Origin of the sequence: Polaribacter glomeratus, from assembly GCF_002954665.1 — a bacterium.
Taxonomy (GTDB): domain Bacteria; phylum Bacteroidota; class Bacteroidia; order Flavobacteriales; family Flavobacteriaceae; genus Polaribacter; species Polaribacter glomeratus.
This window is the reverse complement of record NZ_MSCM01000001.1, coordinates 39,888-60,338: the sequence shown is the minus strand read 5'-3', so window position 1 is coordinate 60,338 and position 20,451 is coordinate 39,888. Positions and strand designations below refer to the sequence as shown.

15 protein-coding genes are annotated in these 20,451 nt (G+C 30.4%); 2 read left to right on the top strand and 13 right to left on the bottom strand.

Features of this window, described 5'->3' with window-relative positions; genetic code table 11:
• The first annotated feature begins 49 nt into the window (after positions 1–49).
• Positions 50–1,309, top strand: a complete 1,260-nt coding sequence (locus BTO16_RS00240) for a UDP-N-acetylmuramoyl-tripeptide--D-alanyl-D-alanine ligase (protein WP_105019688.1) — start codon at positions 50–52, stop codon at positions 1,307–1,309.
• A gap of 1,262 nt (positions 1,310–2,571) precedes the next feature.
• On the opposite strand, the gene BTO16_RS00230 is transcribed toward BTO16_RS00240, so the two are convergent.
• A complete protein-coding gene (locus tag BTO16_RS00230) occupies positions 2,572–3,423 on the bottom strand; it encodes a BadF/BadG/BcrA/BcrD ATPase family protein (protein ID WP_105019686.1) in 852 nt (283 codons plus the stop codon).
• 1,148 nt (positions 3,424–4,571) lie between these two features.
• Between BTO16_RS00230 and BTO16_RS00225 the strand changes: the two genes are divergently transcribed.
• Complete coding sequence (locus BTO16_RS00225; protein ID WP_105019685.1) at positions 4,572–5,312, top strand: tyrosine-protein phosphatase; 741 nt, start codon at positions 4,572–4,574, stop codon at positions 5,310–5,312.
• Positions 5,313–6,671: 1,359 nt separating this feature from the next.
• Here BTO16_RS00225 and BTO16_RS00220 read toward each other — a convergent pair.
• From BTO16_RS00220 to BTO16_RS00165, 12 genes are all read right to left on the bottom strand, one after another.
• Entirely contained in the window at positions 6,672–9,044 is a 2,373-nt protein-coding gene (locus tag BTO16_RS00220; protein WP_105019684.1) for a GumC family protein, read from the bottom strand.
• Between the two features lie 12 nt (positions 9,045–9,056).
• Complete coding sequence (locus BTO16_RS00215; protein ID WP_245891908.1) at positions 9,057–9,830, bottom strand: polysaccharide biosynthesis/export family protein; 774 nt, start codon at positions 9,828–9,830, stop codon at positions 9,057–9,059.
• 336 nt (positions 9,831–10,166) lie between these two features.
• A complete protein-coding gene (locus tag BTO16_RS00210) occupies positions 10,167–11,558 on the bottom strand; it encodes an undecaprenyl-phosphate glucose phosphotransferase (RefSeq protein ID WP_105019683.1) in 1,392 nt (463 codons plus the stop codon).
• Between the two features lie 179 nt (positions 11,559–11,737).
• Complete coding sequence (locus tag BTO16_RS00205) at positions 11,738–12,451, bottom strand: WecB/TagA/CpsF family glycosyltransferase (protein ID WP_105019682.1); 714 nt, start codon at positions 12,449–12,451, stop codon at positions 11,738–11,740.
• Entirely contained in the window at positions 12,452–13,261 is an 810-nt protein-coding gene (locus BTO16_RS00200; protein WP_105019681.1) for a 6-hydroxymethylpterin diphosphokinase MptE-like protein, read from the bottom strand.
• A complete protein-coding gene (locus tag BTO16_RS00195) occupies positions 13,236–14,519 on the bottom strand; it encodes an O-antigen ligase family protein (RefSeq protein WP_105019680.1) in 1,284 nt (427 codons plus the stop codon). The genes BTO16_RS00200 and BTO16_RS00195 overlap by 26 nt, the downstream gene beginning before the upstream one ends.
• A 48-nt stretch (positions 14,520–14,567) precedes the next feature.
• Positions 14,568–15,539, bottom strand: a complete 972-nt coding sequence (locus BTO16_RS00190) for a hypothetical protein (protein WP_105019679.1) — start codon at positions 15,537–15,539, stop codon at positions 14,568–14,570.
• A complete protein-coding gene (locus BTO16_RS00185) occupies positions 15,532–16,335 on the bottom strand; it encodes a 6-hydroxymethylpterin diphosphokinase MptE-like protein (protein ID WP_105019678.1) in 804 nt (267 codons plus the stop codon). The genes BTO16_RS00190 and BTO16_RS00185 overlap by 8 nt, the downstream gene beginning before the upstream one ends.
• A gap of 11 nt (positions 16,336–16,346) precedes the next feature.
• The gene (locus tag BTO16_RS00180; protein ID WP_105019677.1) at positions 16,347–17,768 is read right to left on the bottom strand and encodes a polysaccharide biosynthesis protein; all 1,422 of its coding nucleotides are present in this window, start codon (positions 17,766–17,768) and stop codon (positions 16,347–16,349) included.
• Positions 17,769–18,707 carry an NAD(P)-dependent oxidoreductase gene (locus tag BTO16_RS00175; protein ID WP_105019676.1) on the bottom strand — a complete coding sequence of 313 codons (939 nt, stop codon included), beginning with the start codon at positions 18,705–18,707 and terminating at the stop codon, positions 17,769–17,771.
• 5 nt (positions 18,708–18,712) lie between these two features.
• On the bottom strand, positions 18,713–19,792 hold the full coding sequence (locus tag BTO16_RS00170; protein ID WP_146105322.1) for a hypothetical protein: 1,080 nt from the start codon (positions 19,790–19,792) through the stop codon (positions 18,713–18,715).
• Complete coding sequence (locus BTO16_RS00165; RefSeq protein ID WP_105019674.1) at positions 19,789–20,448, bottom strand: HAD family hydrolase; 660 nt, start codon at positions 20,446–20,448, stop codon at positions 19,789–19,791. The genes BTO16_RS00170 and BTO16_RS00165 overlap by 4 nt, the downstream gene beginning before the upstream one ends.
• Positions 20,449–20,451: the final 3 nt, after the last annotated feature.

The window sequence follows — 20,451 nt, the reverse complement described above, 5'->3', positions numbered from 1 at the left end:
AATACAGCCTCATTGTTGAAAAATAATGAGGCTTTTTTATACCTTATAAATGAACACAGCAGCGCTTTACAACCTATACAATCAGCACTATTTAGTTGATACAGACACTAGAACCATTAGAAAAAATACTATTTTCTTTGCCCTAAAAGGCGATAATTTTAATGGAAATACATTTGCAGAACAAGCACTAAAACTTGGCGCAAGTTATGCTGTTGTAGATGAAAAGGAATTTAAAACTAACGATCGTATACTTTTAGTTGCTGATGTTTTAGAATCCCTTCAAAAACTTGCCAATTTTCATAGAAAACAGCTAAACATACCAATTATAGGCTTAACTGGTAGCAATGGAAAAACAACGACCAAAGAGTTGATCAATGTAGTTTTAAGTAAAAAATACACTACGGTTGCCACCAAAGGAAACTTAAACAACCATATTGGTGTGCCGTTGACCTTACTTTCTATGAATCCTAAAACGGAACTAGGTATTGTAGAAATGGGTGCAAATCATCAAAAAGAAATTGAATTTTTATGTACTATTTGTGAACCAGATTTTGGCTACATCACCAATTTCGGAAAAGCGCATTTAGAAGGTTTTGGAGGTGTAGAAGGGGTTATTAAAGGTAAAAGCGAATTATATACGTTCTTGCTAGCAAACCATAAAACAGTTTTTATAAATATTGATGATCCCATTCAGGTTGAAAGAGCAAAAGAAATCAACTCCGTTTGTTTTAACCCCAACGATGTTCAGTTTATAGAAGTAAATCCCTTTGTAAAACTTTCCTATAAAAACGAATCGATTCAAAGCAACTTAATCGGGAACTATAATTTTACAAACATTGCTGCTGCAATTACAATTGGTGCTCATTTTAAAGTTTCTGAAACAGCAATTAAACAAGCAATCGAAAGTTATGTGCCAACAAATAACCGCTCCCAAATAATTAAAACACTCCACAATACGATTATTTTGGATGCCTACAATGCAAATCCTTCTAGCATGAAAGTAGCGCTTGAAAATTTTGATACTATAAAAGCAGCGTCAAAAGTAGTTATTTTAGGTGATATGTTTGAAGTAGGAAAAGAAAGTGCACCAGAACACCAAGCGATAACTGAGTTAGCAACTTCTTTCAATTTTGATCAAACTTATTTTGTAGGCGAGAATTTCAACATCGCAAAAACCGACAAGCCTCAATTTAAAACCTATCAAGAGTTAGAAGACTTTCTCAAAAAGAACCCGCTAAAAAACCATTCTATTTTAATTAAAGGCTCCAGAGGTATGCGTTTAGAACGAATTTTGGAGTTTATTAGTTGATCTGTGTTCAGTAATCAGTGGTCAGTTATCAGTAATCAATTATCGGTTATCACTTTTCAATTATCAGTTTTCAGTGTTCAGTGTTCAGTAATCAGTAATCAATTATCGGTTATCAGTTTTAAATTATCAGTTGTCAAAAAACAGTTTTCAGTTGTTAGTTATCAGTATTCGGTAATCAGTGTTCAGTAATCAGTTATCGGTTATCAGTTTTAAATTATTAGTTGTCAATAAAGAGTTTTCAGTTGTTAGTTATCAGTGTTCAGTTGTAAATAAACAGTGTTCAGTGTTCAGTGTTCAGTAATCAATTATCAATTATCAATTATCAATTATCGGTTTTAAATTATCAGTTGTCAATAAAGAGTGTTCAATAATCAATTATCGGTTATCAGTTTTAAATTATTAGTTGTCAATAAAGAGTTTTCAGTGTTCAGTAATCAGTCTTCAGTTATCGGTTATCAGTTATCAGTTGTAAATAAACAGTTGTAAATAAACAGTTTTCAGTTGGTTAGTTATCAGTATGTGAAAAAGTAAAGAATCTTATAGGTATTATAGCCCGCTGTGTATTTGAGTAATTAAATTTGTTAGCACGTCAGTTCGAGTGATTTTTTTTTAAAAATTGTATCGAGAACCCATTTAGCAAACAAAATTCTAATTCTCAAAACAAATCTTACTGAATACTTCCTAATACCAGTTGATATTTAAATCTCCCAACTGAACACTTACAACTGATAACCGTTAATTGATAATTGATAATTATTTAATAACAATTGAGAACCCAATACTGCTACTGCTACTGAAAACTTACAACTGAACACTAAAAACCGATAATTGATAATTATTTAATAACAATTGAGAACCCAATACTGCTACTGCTACTGCTACTGAACACTTACAATTGAACACCGATAACCGATAACTGATAACTGATAACTGATAACCGTTAATTGATAATTGATAATTATTTAATAACAATTGAGAACCCAATACTGCTACTGCTAATGAACACTTACAATTGAACACTAAAAACCGATAATTGATAATTATTTAATAACAATTGAGAACCTAATACTGCTACTGCTACCGAACACTTATAACTGAACACTAAAAACCGATAATTGATAATTATTTAATAACAATTGAGAACCCAATACTGCTACTGCTACCGAACACTTACAACTGATAACTGACAACCGATAACTGATAACCGATTACTGAACACTGTTAACTGACAACCGATAACTGACAACTGATCACTGATAAAACTAAACAATATTCTTCTTATGATACTCCAACAGATTATCAATAGGACGTTGAATAACATCCGTAATTTTTAAATCGTATTTTTCGGCAACTTCCTCTAAAATATCTCTAAAGTAAAAAGCGATAGACCCAATAAAGTAGAGCGGAGTTTCTAATCCTTTTTCAAAAGGTAAGATTCGATACTTAAAGAATTCTTGAAATCCTTTTCTTATTATTTTCTTAATGTACTTATCTTCTTTAAATTCGAACATAAACTGTGCAAAGGAGGCTAAATACATATTCGGATTTTGCTCTCTGTATAAGTTTTTCTTAATAAAATCTGGCTCCAAATTAAATTGACTTTCAAATTTTTGTGCAATTCCTTTTGGCATTCTTTCGTAATAATAAGCTCTTAACAAACGTTTACCAAAATAATTACCACTCGCTTCATCCATAATTATAAAACCTAACGAAGCAGCTTTCATGTGTATATTTTCTCCGTCATAGTAACAACTATTAGATCCTGTACCTAAAATACAAACAATTGCAGGTTTATTACCCGCAACTGCATATACCGCTGCAAGCATATCTTCTGCAACAGAAACTTTTGCATTGGTAAAAATGGATTCCAACACATCTTGTAAAATTTTTGTAGCCACAGGAGTACCACAACCTGCACCATAAAAATAGATTTCTGTAACCTCTTTTTTGATTTTTATAAGCTGAAACATGTTTACAATTCGGTTTTTCAACTCTAATTCGGTAATCACTTCTGGGTTTAAACCCAAAGTTCGTACTCTAAATGCTTCGTTTTTATCTTTATTGATAGCTATCCAATCTGCTTTTGTAGAGCCACCGTCTGCAATTAAAATCATAAGTAGTGTATTTTACCCAAATATATTATAAGTTATAGTCTTATACAATAGTTTGGAAAACTTCAATCGTTTTCGTTCTTAAATTATTTTTGAACCTGGGTTATAGTAGCACTAATTTATGTAGGCGGAATCAGCACAAATCCCTCCAAATGAAAGAACATTAAGAATTAACTTACATGAAGGTATCGAAACAGAAACAACCTCGGTTATCGTCATTGCGAGGAGTTGCGAGGAACGAAGCAAAGCAATCTCATCTATAGCTGTTCTAAATCATAAGATTGCTTCAATCGTACCTCTTTCGCAATGACGTGTAGTCTTCGATTAGGAATCAGAATTTAAACCCGACATACTTTTATTTTTCGTAGAAAACCAAAATATATTTTGGTTGTAGGTAACTCGCATAGCGAAAAATAAGTCTAGATTTTTGTTGAAGCCTGTGCTGAACTTGATTTAGTGTTCAGCAATGGAGAAGAAAAATAAACAAGATTTTAAGCATTAAAGTAAAAAAAATGAGTGTTCATCTTTTGTCTTGATACATTCCGAATGTAAGTTCGGAGCAAAAAAAAATCAAGATAATCCCTATGAAATTGCTGCGCAGCATTCTCTTTTGATATTCCATGCTTAGTGCTGCGCACCGCACTTCCATTTGGCTTCGCCAGATACCTTCGAATGAAATTTTATTTCATTCTCGGTAGCGTTCATTATTTCTTGGGATCACGAGGTCTGATTTTAGAAGTATTGTTTAATTCAAAATTCTTTTGCTCATCTTATGGGTACACTAAAATTAGAATTTAAAACCAACCTATTTTATTTTTAGTAATAATTGAACAGATTGCTTCAATCGTACCTCTTTCGCAACGACGTCTTGTTTTTTTGATTAAGAAATAAACAGCCTCGGTTACCGTCATTGCGAGGAGTTGCGAGGAACGAAGCAAAGCAATCTCATTAATAGCTGTTCTAAATCATGAGATTTCTCGTCGCTCATATCTTCGCGCTATCGAAATGACACTTCAATTCTGCTTTATCAAACATGAAACATTCTATATGAATCCCTTCCGAGTGTAATTATAACAAAAGGCAGATGAACTAACCCAATACATGCTTTAATATCAATAGTAAAACCGTAAATTTGTTTCAAATTATAAGAAATGTTTTTTTTTAAGAAAAAAGAAATACCACTAAACGATTTTTTCCCTGAAGGATTTGTAGATATTCATTCGCATTTATTGCCAGGAATCGATGACGGCGCAAAAGATCTTGACGATGCAATTGCATTAATTGAGAAAATGTCCTCATTCGGAATTAAAAATTTCATTACAACTCCGCATATCTTAGGTGAAATTTATCCAAACACCCCTGAGATTATAAAAAGCAAGCTAAAAGAGGTTCAAGACGAATTACTAAAGAGAAATTTCAAAGATATTACCATAACCGCAGCTGCAGAATACATGTTAGATGAGCAATTTTCTGCCATTTTAGAAAAAGATGATCTTCTTACTTTAAAAGACAATTTAGTGTTGGTAGAAATGTCGTATTTCAGTCCTCCTATCAATTTATATGATACTTTATTTCAATTACAATTAAAAGGATATAAGCCTATTTTGGCACATCCAGAGCGTTACAATACCTACCACAATAACTTTAAAGAATACCACAAACTAAAAAGAGCGGGTTGTTTGTTTCAATTGAATTTATTAGCACTTACGGAGCACTACGGAAAGCAAGTGCAAAAAATAACCGAAAGACTTTTAAAAGAAAACATGTATGATTTTGTGGGCACAGATGCACACCATCATCAGCATTTAGAAACCCTGCAAAAAATAGGGACTCCAAAGAATTTAAAAAGTATTGAGGAGTTGTTGTTGAATAGTAAGAGGTTTTTGAAATAAAAAAAAAGTAAGTCATAGCTATTTCCTTCACTTACAAAATTGACTATGAAGTTTGTTAATGTGTTAGCGTGTCATCCCGATATGAGTTTTTACGATTGAAGGATCTTATTATTCAGAACTCTAATTCATGAGATTTCTCGGCGCTCGTACCTTCGCTTTGTCGAAATGACATTGGAGTTTTTTAACCAGTTGCATGTCATTCCGAAATGAGTTTTTACGATTGAAGGATCTCGTTATTCAGAACTCCAATTCATGAGATTTCTCGGCGCTCGTACCTTCGCTTTGTCGAAATGACATCGAGGCTTGTTAACGTATTAGCATGTCATTCCGAAATGAGTTTTTACGATTGAGGGATCTTATTATTCAGAACTCCAATTCGTGAGATTTCTAGACGCTCGTAACTTCGCTTTGTCGAAATGACATTGGAGTTTTTTAACCAGTTGCATGTCATTCCGAAATGAGTTTTTACGATTGAGGGATCTTATTATTCAGAACTCCAATTCATGAGATTTCTCGTCGCTCGTACCTTCGCTTTGTCGAAATGACATCGAGAGTTACTTTAATAGTCAGAATTTAAACCCGACATACTTTTATTTTTCGTAGAAATTCAAAAGACATGAAACGGCTAAGCGTCCAAAGAGTGCAACGGTCTGGATGCGACAGTGTAGTGTCTTGTAGAATTTGAGAAAAATAAAATAAGTCTAGATTTTTGTTTCTTTTCATCAATGGAAAAGAAAAATAAACAAGATTTTTAAGTATTAAACTTTAAAAAAAGGTGAGGGTTTAACTTATTAACTTGAATGTTATTCCGAAATGAGTTTTTACGATTGAGGGATCTTATTATTCAGAACTCCAATTCATGAGATTTCTCGGCGCTCATACCTTCGCTTTGTCGAAATGACATCGAGAGTTACTTTAATAGTCAGAATTTAAACCCGACATACTTTTATTTTTCGTAGAAATTCAAAAGACATGAAACGGCTAAGCGTCCAAAGAGTGCAACGGTCTGGATGCGACAGTGTAGTGTCTTGTAGAATTTGAGAAAAATAAAATAAGTCTAGATTTTTGTTTCTTTTCATCAATGGAAAAGAAAAGGGAATAATATTTTAATTACTACGATACAACAAGAAGTAAGTACTTTAATAAAAGTAAAAAAAGCTGATTTACTATCAAAAGATTGCTTCAATCGTACCTCTTTCGCAATGACGTTTATAAGTTACTTTAATAATCAGAATCTAAAACCAACCTCTTTTATTTTTAAAAATAATTCTAAAGACTACTTCAACGACCTCTCTCTCACAGTAACATGTATTCTTTAAACAAAAAAAAAGGAAGCAAATTGCTTCCTTTCATATTATTTTAATTTAATATTCTCTTATACCATGGTTTTTTAACTTGCTCCACATAGGCATTTCCATACCCATAGCCATAGCCATATCCGTAACCATAGCCATAACCTCTGGTCATGTCTGTATCATTTAATACAATGGCTATATTTGGTAATTTTTTCTCTCTGTATAAGTTTTGCACCACATTTAACATGCGTTTGTCTAAATAATTGGCTCTTGCTACATACAAGAACATATCTGCATATTTAGCCACTAATAAGGTATCTGTAACTAAATTAACAGGCGCAGTATCTACGATGATAAAATCGTAGTCTTTTTTAACCTCTTCGAATAAGTCCTTAATTTTTGAGTTTAGTAATAACTCAGAAGGATTTGGTGGTATGACTCCTGATGCAATAATATCTAAACCTTTAATTTCAGGGATAGAGAACTTAATATCATCTAAAGAAATAGTATCATTGGTAATATAATTGGTAACTCCTTTTCTTTCTGCAATTCCTAAATATTCGGTTACTTTAGGGGCTCTTAAATCAAGCCCAACTAGCAATACTTTTTTGTTGGACAAAGACAAGGCAGCTGCCAAATTGATTGACATAAAAGATTTCCCTTCACCACTTGAGGTAGACGTCACAAAGATCACATTTCCTAGACCATCTGTTTTGGCTGGCAACATAAAATCTAAGTTGGTTCGTATCAAACGAAAAGCTTCTGCGGTACTGGTTCTTGAATCATTACCAATCACAATTTTTTCATCGGTTTCAGAATGCGGTACATCTCCCATAAAAGGTAAGGAAGTTAGATCTTCGATATCTTTTCTTGAGTGGATCTTGGTATCTAATAAATCTTTCACATAGATGTACCCAAAAGGAAGCAACAATCCCATAAATAAGGCAGCTACTAATGTCAACTTTTTATTTGGAGCTATCGGCTTTTTAGAACCGTAAGCAACATCAATTATTTTTGCATTGGCTACTGTTATCGCTAAAGATATTGAGGTCTCCTCTCTCTTTTTTAATAAATAAGAATACAACCCAGAAATAATCTCTTGCTCTCGTGCAATATCTATAAACCCTCTTTCTAAATAAGGTAATGAATTAATTTTAGTATCCAGTTTTGAAGCTTCCTCTTTAACTTGTTTCAATTTGATTTCCGAAGAAATAATTAGATTAGAAATACTTTTTTCTAAATTAGATTTAATTGCATTTATTTGCGTTTTGTACTCCACAAGTAAAGGATTCATTTCACCTGCATTAGATGCTAGCCTATTTTTTTCCAAAACTAGAATGTTATAATTCTCTATTGCTTTTGAAATTCCAATATCAGAAAAACCAAGGTTTTGGGGTAAAATTTCGTCTTGGTTTACCGAATTTTTCAAACTCTGTTTAATGAAGTTTGCAACTTCTAATTCGGTTCGAATTTTAATCAATTCCTGTGTGTTTTCAGAATACACCTCCAAAGTTAATTCTGCTTCACTAGGTAAGCCTGTAATCTTATTTTCTATCTTATAATTTTTAACATCGTCTTGCACTAGCTTTAAATTTTTACCAATACTTACTAACCTTTCGTCAATAAAAGTCATCGTTTTTAACGATATTAAATTTTCGTCATTTATACCGTCTAAGTTGTATTGTTTAATCAATTCATCCAAGATATGTTGACCTTTCGTAACAACATTAGTTTCAATATTTAATTTAATAACTGGCGAGAGATCATCAATAGCGGTTATATTTATAATTTTTAAATAGCTATCTATTAAAGCATTTTCAGGTTTTATAGTTATTAGTACTTCTTTTTCATCTTCTAGTTTTACAAAATTTTCATTGAGTCTCACCTTAAAAGTACCCAACTCTGTAAGCACTTCCTTCCCAAAATCATGATTTACTTTTGTTATTTTATCTATATCGCGAATTTCATAGGTTCGATTGTTTAGAATAGAAATCACGAACGAAGTGTCTATATCAGACAACACCGGATTTTTTTGAATTAAATCGAAAATAATCGGGTTTGTGTTATCATATAACTCTACAGTCCGTATCCTTCCTTCTCTAAAATAAGACACCTCCAAGCTTAAAGAGTCAATTACCCTGCCTATGATCTTTCTAGATTTTAAAATTTCAATTTCATTTTCAGGATTATTTGCGGATCCCCCTCCAAGAATTCCTAAATCTTCAAAAGCAGCCAACTCAGTAGAAATACCCGCCTGCTTATTATCCTTTATCATTATCACAGCATCTACGCTATAAGTAGGTGAAGAATACCTTAAGTATATAAAACCAGAAAGTACCGCAATAAAACCACAAATAGCAAACAAACGCCAATGATAAAGATACTTTAGGGCCTCTTCTTTAATGTTAATGTTTTCATTTTCTTCCATATAATTCATAGTTTATTGTTATTATCTAGTAAGTATCGTCAATAATGAAATTATTACAGAGCCCAAAGAGATAAACAACCCTGTATTTCTTGTATAAACTGCCTCTTGAACTTTTGCGCTGTTCTGTTCAATATATACCACATCATTTTGTTGTAAATAATAGACAGGCGAAGTCATTATTTTATTAGATGTTAAATCAACTATATATTTGTTTTTCATATTATTTTCTTCTCGTATAACAGTTACATTTTGCCTTTTACCAGAGAGATTTAAATCTCCGGCTAAGCCAATAGCGTCCAGAATCGTTACTCTTTCATTATCAATATTAAAAACTTGAGCACTTCGAACATCGCCAATTACTGTTATTTTAAAATTTGTAATTAAAATATTTACCAATGGATTTTTTAAGTATGCGGGTGTCAATTTGTCCTTAATTAACTTAATCGCTTCAATTCTAGTGAGACCACCTAATTTTAAACGCCCTAAAATTGGAAATTCAATTTCTCCATTTACATCGACCAAATAAGATTGAATTTTAGGATTACCCTGAGCATTAATAACGGTGGGTGAGGAAGCAATTATAGGTAGATTAAAAGGTTGCGATGCTATTAAATCTTCTGATGAGACAATAATTTGCAAGAAATCATCTGGTTTAAAAGTTAATTGATAATTATTGGATACTTTAGACTGGTCAATTTCATCAAATTGAAGATATATTACATCTTTTTTAGAAGCGCAAGATGAAATCAAAATAAGTGCAAAAATTACTAAGAAATACGTACTCTTTTTAATCATAATTAAATTTTTTGGCTAAAATAACATAAATTTTAAAATACGAACTAATTAAATCTACATTAAGGGTTTGTATATCTAATGTTTCTTCGAATGCTTCTAACTTTTTCTCGAATTTGTGCGGCATCTCGATACAAAATTCTTTTGCTGCCGCACAGAATTTCACTCGACGTGACAACGTACAGTTAAAAATCATCACAAATGGCAGTTCGAGTGATTTTGATTTTTTATCAAAATTGTATCAAGAACCTTTATTACTTCCAAATCATAAATGCATCTCGATACAAATTTCTTCTTAACGTCATAAATTCTCTCGATGTAACAACGCTGTCAAAACAACTAAAAAGCATTTTCATCCTTCTTAAAAAACATAGACCATGCAGTTGAACATACAATTTTCACATCTAAAAAGAAACTCCAGTTTTCAATGTACCAAATATCTGCAGCAGCCCTATTTTCCATATCTTTAATATATTTTGTTTCGCCTCGAAAGCCATTAATTTGTGCCCAACCCGTAACGCCGGGTTTTGCAAAATGTCTAACCATGAACTTATCCACCAAAACTCTATATTCTGCAGTATGCTTTAGCATGTGTGGTCTTGGACCTACTAAAGACATGTTATTCAACAGCACATTAAAAACCTGAGGCAATTCATCAATACTTGTTTTTCGCATAAAAGCACCAAATGAGGTTACCCTAGCATCATTCTTGGTGGCTTGTAACTGATCTGAAACCGAATTTACCGTCATGCTTCTAAATTTAAAACATTTAAACGCTTTGTCGTCTTTACCTGTTCTTTCTTGTACAAAAAATACAGGTCCTTTACTGGTGAATTTAATAATGAGCGCAATGATTGGAAACAACCATGAAAATAACAAAATAACGATAAGCAATGAAAATACTACATCAAAAATTCTTTTTAAAATTCGGTTTGTCAAACTTTTTAAAGGCTCGCTCCGTAATTTCATAATCGGAATATTTTCGATATAATAAATTGAAAAACTTTGCGACAAATACTCAGAAAACTCAGGTATAACGCTAACTCGCATCATATTGTTGTCTGCAAATCTAAATAAATCGTTGATTAATTTACTTTGCTGATACGGCAAGGATATAATAAATTCATCTACGCTATTATTTTCTAAAAAAGTGGTGATTTCAGACAGTTTTCCTTTATAATAACTCTCAAGCCCCTGACTTACAATAGCATCAGTATACAAACCTACAATTTGAAAACCATACTTAGGATTTAAATATATTTTATTAATTAATGTAGCAATGTTTTCATTCATCCCTACTAGTAAAATTCTACTAGGACTATGACCTGTTTTCCGATAAGACTTGACCTTTGCAAATGCAAATAATCTCCACAACAAAACAAAAAAACTAAAAAAGAGCATTGAATACGTGAAAAATAGTCTTGAAAACTTATAATCTGTTAAAAAGAAAATGGCTCCAGCACTTAAAAAAGTGAAGGTAATGAGTGCATATACGTTTTTAGCCAACACTTTATAGCTAAAAAGTATTCTAGGTATTTCATACAAATCGTACTTAAGGCAAATTAGTACCCAAAAAATACACCATCCTAAAATTAACGAACTATAATAAACAAAGTGTGGAATCTTACCTTCAAAAACGAGGTGCTTTGCCAATAAAAAAGAGGCAATTAGTAATAGAATATCAACGACCGAAAACAGTAATAGTATAAATTTAGATTTTTCTTTTCTCATTTATTGTTTTTTTATAGCGAGACAAGTATCATTTTTTTATTTGCAAATTGCTTCAAATAGTACCTTTAAAATTAACAACACCCCTTGACTTTAACTTAGTATGAATTTTAGAATAATCACGAGGTAGATTTGTTCAGAAAACTCTTTCACTAGCATATCTTTAAGCAAATTGATGATTCTTAGATCTTGTTTCTAAATATTTTTTCTCTTAGAATGGCAACTATAAAAATAGGATTTCCTAATATATAACGGCGCCACATTCTTTTAGGCTCTTTAAACAATCTATAGAACCACTCCAACTCTAATTTAATCATCCATTTTGGTGCTCTTTCTACTTTACCTGCATAAAAATCAAACACAGCTCCTATACTGCATACGTGCCCAACATTTAATTCTTTAAAGTGTGTATACGCCCATTTTTCTTGTTTCGGTGCGGTCATTCCTACAAATAAAACATCTGGTGCAAATTCATTAATTTCATGAATCATATACTCATTTTCTTCTCTGGTAAATGCAGGTTTGTAAGGAGGCGAATAGGTAGCAATATTTACATTTGGAAATTCAATCTTAGCTTTTTCTTTAATTTTTAATAAGGTATCTTCAGAGCTACCAAAAAAATAACATTTTCCTTGTATTTTCTCTAAGCGATTCATTTCATAATAAAATAAATCTGCTCCTGCTATTTTTTTTAGTTGCTGCCCAAATAAAAGCTTTGCAGCCCAAACCACCCCAACACCATCTGGTATCAAAATATCACTATGTAACAATGCTTTTTTAAACAAAGCATCTTTTTGAGAGACATTATAGGAATAGGCATTAATGGTATTAATCAATAATTTGCTATTTTGTAAACTCTCTAATGATTTATCAAAAATTGTAAATTCTTTAAGCATTTATTGTATATAATTTTGAATGTCATCTTTTATAAAAACGGTACACTTGCCTCCTTTAGTGCAATCAATTATCTTTCTATTGTCTTTTTCAAACATTTCTCTTGCAATACCATAAAAATATTCCGAAGAAATTAAATCTGGTGTCTCCCATTTAGAGCCCTTTGGAAAATAATTTGGGTGAAAATGATTTTTATCTTCTTCTTCATCTCTTACTTCTGTTTCATTCGGTCTATTTTTCTTTTTTGTTTGAAAATTATGATCCATACCTATGATTACAACTTGAGAAAAACCCATATAATAAATAATTTGCAAAGCTGCATAGGTAACAGTTGCAGCAGGATTCAAACTCTTGCTCATATCCTTCCCAAAAGAATTCCCAAAAAAACTTTTATAAATAAAATGATTAGAAGTATCGGACTTATCAAATAAACCTCTGTTTTCCCAATTTAAAAATTTTGGAATCTTTATGTTTGATATTTCTTCATTAAATTGTGACAGTACTAAACCGTTGATACTTACCAAATAATCATTTGTAAACTTCATATCTTCATAAGCTAAATAAATTCTATTCAGACCAAAAGATATTTCATCTTTTAAAAATTTTAAATCCATTTTTTTTAGACTAGGACCATTTGCCACTAAAAAGCACGTTTGCCCTTGATACTTATTTTTATACGTTTCTAATTTTGCCTTGTTTATTTTTCCTTTATTAGAAAAAGACCAAGCCACTTTTTTAGGTAACGCTTTAATCCGTCTTAATACGGCATTGTACACTCTATAAAAGCTAAGTTCTTTTAATTTTATTCTCATATCCGTCCGACTTTATATTAATAATTAAAAAAATAAATATATTTACCATAAAAAAAACATATACAACATTACTATAATAAAATCCAAACATAGTTTCTCCAATACCTACAAAACTATAGTATAATAAATTACCTAAAACTAATAATGAAATACTTCGATATTTATTCCATATTTTTTTTATGTTGCTTATAACAATAAACTGAACTATTAAATATATCAAAACCCCGAAATAACCATAATCTAAGGCAATAGATAAATATGTATTATGTGGATGCATTAATTTAGCATCTTCGATATTTCCAAAAATATATGCATATTTTTGAGATATACCAGCAGCATAATGTCCATAACCACCATAACCAAAGATGTGATGGCTTACATCAAACGTAAAAAATTCACTTATTGCAAAAAACCAAATAACCGATCTTGAGTTACCCGTAACCAAATCTCCTGAAGTTCTAGACAAAGAACTACCATAAACACTATCTGATAATAAAGCTAAAAAAGAGAGAAGTAATATTGGGCCAAAAAAACCGACTAAAGGTATTAGCCATAAAAATCTTGGCCTTTCCGTTTTATTATAATAAAATTTTAAAACTATCACAATTAAGATCGAATACATCATTGGCCCTCTACTATCAGTTAATAATAAAGAACCAAGCGAAAACAAACAACCAACAAAAAAATATTTTTTATAGCTTTTTAATATAAAAAAACCTATTAAACTTAAAGTAAATAAGATACCTAATTGAGATCCATAGGCATTTGTTCCTGATGCTAATAAAAACTGCACTCTATTTATTGAAATCCCTAAATAAGATAACATTACAGCTGATCCTATTGAACTTCCAGAATTACGAAATGACAATAAAAAATTAATTACTACGAACGTTAAAAAAGGTAAAAACACACACTTAACAAAAACTTCTAAATAATTAAAATGATTTATTCTATTTTTCACAGCCATAATGAAGGTAAACACAAAAACAACAAGTTTTAAAATTAAAAACATTTTAAATTGAACTGAAATATTTGGCTTATTATTATATATTACTCCAATAACAGTTATTAACAGCAAAACTAGCAAAAAGAAATTTTTCTTTTCTAAAACTTTAATGCTACCATTATTGTTATTAAATTTTTCTTCAAAAAAAACAAATGACAACATAAACAAAGGCACTAATCTAATTATAGTGTTATTTGTCAGAGCATCAAAATTAATAAATAATAATACTGTTGCTATTAATAATTTATACATAAAATATTATTTTTAATTATAAATATAAGTGTTAAATAATACAATTACTTATAACATATTAAAGAAATATTTACTGTCATCAAAAATATTTGATTCGTAAATCTCACTCTCAAAAGAGTTAACAATAACAGGTAATTGATTTAAACTTTTTACTTTAATTAAATTTTTATATTCTAAAAACATACGATCCAAATATCGATTTTCTCTAACAATTATAGGTTTATTAAGCTGAAGAGCTCTTCCAAAAAAACCAGAAGGCCTATCATTAGTATAGAAACAATATATAATATGGCATTTATTTAATAAATATAATAATTCTTCATTTGACAAAAATCTATTTAAAACCAAACAATTTTCTAATTCCTTAAGTATTACTAAATCTTCTTTCTGAACATTTCCTGCGATAATAAAATTAAAGGTTTTATTAATCTTTAAATAATCTATTAATTCACTTTTTGATCTTTGACCATTTAACCGCCCTGCTACTAGAACTGTTTTTTTCATTTCATGAAAAATATTTTCATCAATTTCAGGAGGTTTAGATTTTAATATACTTAGCACGTTCAAATCCCAAAGTTGAGGATCATAAATAAAAGAATTCACGTATTTACCAATGATCTTTTCAAACGGATGATTTTTATGAATAGATATTAAATTAGTATTGGAGAAACATTTAATTACACGAAACATATTTTTTTTAATATACGATTTAAAAAATATTAGATCCTCTGGTTTTTTCAAAAACTCTTTAAAGGTCCCGCCTTCAATTAAATATTCTGTTCTAACACTAATTGCATAATTACCGTTAGTCCAAATTGATCTCAAAAGAATTAATGGTAAGAAAATTAAATCTCTACTATCAATATCAAAAAACATTATAGCTTTATTAGATAACAAATATTTTAACTTTAACCAACTATTTTTAACATTAATAGCTTTTTTCTGAGTCGAAATCAGCAGAAAATAATCATCATGATGACAAGTCCTATTAGCTGAAAAACAAACAATTGACTTATTCATTAATAAATTCTTTTAATGTTTTTCTATTGAAAATATCTAATGCACCACCCTCTGTACAATTCACAATAGATCTATTATCGTTTTCAAAATATTCTCTTGCCATTTTATAATGAATCTCAGAACCTAATAAATCTGGTAATTGCCATTTTACACCATCACTAAAATACTTGTCTGAAAAATGATTTGGATCTTTTTCTCCTGAAACAACAGTCATATTAGCTGAACCTTTTGTAGCAAAATTATGGTCACATCCTACAAGTGCAACATTTTCAAAACCTAAATGATATGCTACTTGAAGTGCTACATATGTAACGGTATAACCTTGACATATAGATCCTGAAACATCTCCTGCAAACTTCAATTGAAAAGGTAATGAATATAAATAATTTATATTTTTTTTATTTTTAATATAAGTACTAGCAGAACTATCCAAAATCAATGGAATATCTGTTTCATTAAAAAAATCCTTATTTTGTTCAATTACTAATTTATTTACGGATATGATAAAGTCAGGTCTAAAATCAGTTTTGTCGAATAATAAATTTATTTTGTTAAGACCAATAGTAACCATTCCTGAATCCTTTAACATCTTAAAGTCTACCTTGTTAAGACTAGGCCCGTTACATAACAAAACTAGCTTATGACCTTTGTAGCTATTACGCATGGAATTTAAATAACTTTTACTTTTCCAAGATTTATAATTAAAATCCCATAAGATTTTATTTTTAAGAAAACCTAAAATCATCTTATAAAGATTAATTTTTTTATTCAATTTTATTTGAGATAGATAATTCATACTTCTAATTTTTAAAACTTTAAAAGACTACAAATGATTAATATTACTAAAGGAATTAAGACTCCTTTTTTTTCAAACGTTAAAAACCCAACAGATAAACTATTTAAAGAATGGTATGCCGCATACCAAGCATAAAAGCCTAAATACCCTACAAGCATCCCTATAGGAATTGCATAAATACCAAAACTATCAACTAATAAAAAACCAACGGCACAAAATATGATGCCTGAAATGCCATCTGCAATATGAGAAATAACATGATTTGTAGTTAGGTATAATTGCATATGCATAGCGCCATATCGGTGTACAAAAAAAGCTGCAGACAATAATAGCCAAAAATCATTAGAAACAAAAGTAATATTACTATTAATCATCGCTAACAATTGTTTTGAAAATAAGGAAACAGAAATGACTCCTAAAACAAAAACTATATGCCCCACAAACATCCCTTTTTGTGCTTTTTCTTTCAATAATTCTAATTTACCTTCAACTCTTAACCTAGACAATAGAGGGATTTTACTATAAAAGGGAGCCATAGATATCTCCTTAATTTGTGTTATTAGTTTTAAAGCAAGTAAATAAGCGGCGACCATTTCAACAGAGCCTATTTGTGCGTATAAAATACCACTTATATGAGTAAGACCATTTGACATCAATCCAGAGAGACCAGCTCTCCATGCTGGCTTCCAAATTTTTAGAAATAATACTTTATCAAAAGATTGTTTTTTAAAAGCTTTATACCTGCCTTCTTCAACTATTCGTGCTAAATACCAATTACGTATTACATTTAAAACTACCCATATTTGTAATGCTATAACTAACTGAAGAATAGAGCCTCCTAAAAGTAATACCGAAATAGTTGTTAATATTGCCCCTAGAGACATAAAAGACTCTATTCTTCTAATTAAAGCAATTTTATTTAGACCTTCTAAATAATTTTGATAAATAGTACCATAGAATCTAATAATGGACGTAAAAATAATAACTCCCCAAGCTATCCAAGCCTCCTGTTTGTTTTCTACCAAAGAAATTGGTTTTAACAATGCCCATGAACCAAATATAGCAAATAAAAATAATAGCAAAATAGACAGAAAAAAATAGATAACATTCATATTAGAACTTATTTTCTCTATCAAATTCCAATTTGGTTCGTTTATCTTGGTTACACCTCCTGCTTTATAAATACCAACATCTTGAGCACCTCCAATTGCAAAAGCGATAATTCTAGAAAATGTTGCTTTAAACCCTAAATCAGCTAAACTTGTTAACGTAATGATAGAGCTAAACAAATACCACAAACTAATTTCTCCTACAGAAAAATTCTTAAGAATTAAGGGTAAAACAATAAATAAACTCAAAGCCTTGGTAGAATAACTCATCCATGTCATTATGGTTGGAGAATTCCAGGCTCTTTTCATTACATTACTAGCCATTTATTTTTGATCTATCAATTCAAATAAATTTGCAATAGACTTAGACCCTTGCTTCACAACACTTTGAAAAGTTCTAGAACCAACATGTGGTGTAATAATTACATTTTCTACACCTTGCAATTTTTCTCCCACTTCCATAGGTTCTTGTGCTAAAACATCTGTTAGATAACCACGAATGGCACCTGTGCTTAACCCATTAATAACAGCATCAACATCAATTAACATTCCTCTAGATGTATTTACAATAATAGGATTCTTTTTAAATTTATTGTTAATCACATCTGCATTAATCATTTTCTCAGACTCAGGTGTATGTGGTATGTGCAAACTAATAATATCTGCATTTTCATAAATTTCATTGATATCTTCGGTAAATTTCATTTCTGGGTACGCTGCAATAAATTCATCATTTTTAAACAAATCAAAGCCAATAACATGCATACCCAATGCTAATGATTTTTTTACCAACTCTTTACCAACAGAGCCTAAACCGATAATACCAATAGTACGTCCTTGTATTTCATTACCAACCCAACGTTTCCAACTTCCTGCTTTGGTAGAATTGTATTGTAGGTGTACATTTTTCTCAAAAGTAAATAATAAAGCTAATACATGTTCAGATACCGATACTTGATTTACTCCGGGCACATTACGAACTGGAATCCCTAACTTTTCAGCTGCTTTTAAATCTATACGATCCAAGCCAACACCATATTTAGATAAGAATTTTAATTTCCCTGCCTTTCCTTTTGTTAAAACGGCTTCGGTATATTCATCATCTCCACAAATAACACCATCATAGTTTTGAATAATAGGCAACAATTCATCTTCCATAATCGGGCCTCTAAGCATGTCTATTTGATACCCTCTACTGTGCAGTAAATCGTGATGTGCTCCTGGTGTATCTTGAAAAGATGTAGATGTTAATAGTATTTTCATTTTCTTTATTTTTTATTATTCTTTTTTAATGCTTTAGTATATTCTTTTTCCTTAAAGGCAATAGTATCTATATTCATATAATATCTTTGACTTTTTCCTGAAATAAAAACATCCCAAGGATATATAGATTCTTTTTTATTTTTTATGTTATATTTTAATAACCTATAATGAATATCTTTGTCTTCTATGGCTATCGTAAATAATTGTGTTTTCCCTAATTTATCTGCTAAACCATATAAACTATCTAAATCATTACTATTAATATATTGCTGTTTCAATTCAGCTATTCCACCATCAAAAACCTGATATATTTCATTCCAGTTTCCATTGTAATTGTTCGTTAAAAAAACCATCTCATGATATATTTTTCTAATCTCAAATTTCCAATTTTCCAGAAAATTAATCACAGATTTCTTTTGAAAATCTTCATATTCTTTTACTAGTTTATTAACTTCTTTCCCTTTGTTACTTTGTTGAGTTACACTAGAAATTAATGTTGATTTTAAATTTTGTTTTCTGTTTAACTCTTTTTTTTTATTTTCAAATTTATCTAAGCAATAATTGCAGAAACATCCCATTTTATTATCCATCACTAAACGATAGTTAAATACTGCATCATCAACGAAAATAGCATAAGCCCCTAAAGAAGCCAATTTTAATCCTTGTTTTAAAAAAACACCATTAAATATTGGATTATTTACACACCCCCAATACGGATTATTAATCTTCCAACTTTTCATCCAAGGAGCGACATATAAATTTCCGTTATAATCTAATATTCTAGATTTTTTTGTGGTATAACCTAATGAATCTGGATATTGTGGATTGATTGCTAAACTATATGGTAGATTATACTTTTTATAAATTTTTAATATTTCTACATCATCGCAATATGTCCAATCTATTCTTTTCGGATTTAGTTTTTTAATGGCTTCAACGGTGCTTTGTAAATCTTGATCTCCTCTTGGGTGAAAAAATCTTGAAGACAACACATTTGAAGGTTCCTTTTGGTAATTGTTTTGTAGTAGCATACAAGAACTCACAAAAAAGAGCACCATAAGCCATAAAAAAACAATTTTCCTCATCCCTTTCCTTGCTGTATTTTATTCAATACCGTATGGAGTGTTGTCATGTCATCTAAGCGATACCCTTTGTAATCTTTAAATAAATCAACGGCCTCTTCTGTATCTCTTAAAATAAACGTAATATCATTTTCAATTGCTGCATTATAATCTGCTAAAGCATCACCTATAAAAACACACTCGTTCGCCAAAATATTTTCCTTTGTTAAAATATGTTGCACCCAATGTCCTTTCTTTTCAGGAGAACCAAAGGCCTCTACAAAAAAATGATCCATTTTACGTTGTACTAATATTGGCTTAATTTCAACTGTTGGTGTACCCGTAATTATATATTTTTTATAATTATTTGACGATTTTAAGAAATCAAGCGCCCCTTTAACTTCAGGAGCATTTACTACACCATCTACAACTAGTTCACTAAATACATTTGCTAATTCTTCAATACGTTCTTGTGTTAAAGTTTCTCCTAACCATTCACCATTATAAATTTTCACCTTTTCATATCGTGAAACTCCTCCGTTTGCTAAATGATAGTTAACTACTTTTTGAGCGAACTCCTCTCCATAAGAAAGATACATTGTTCTAAATGCCTCTGTTTTAATATTTACAGATTCTGCTAATACACCATCAAAATCAAACAATAAGTATTTCTTTTTCATATA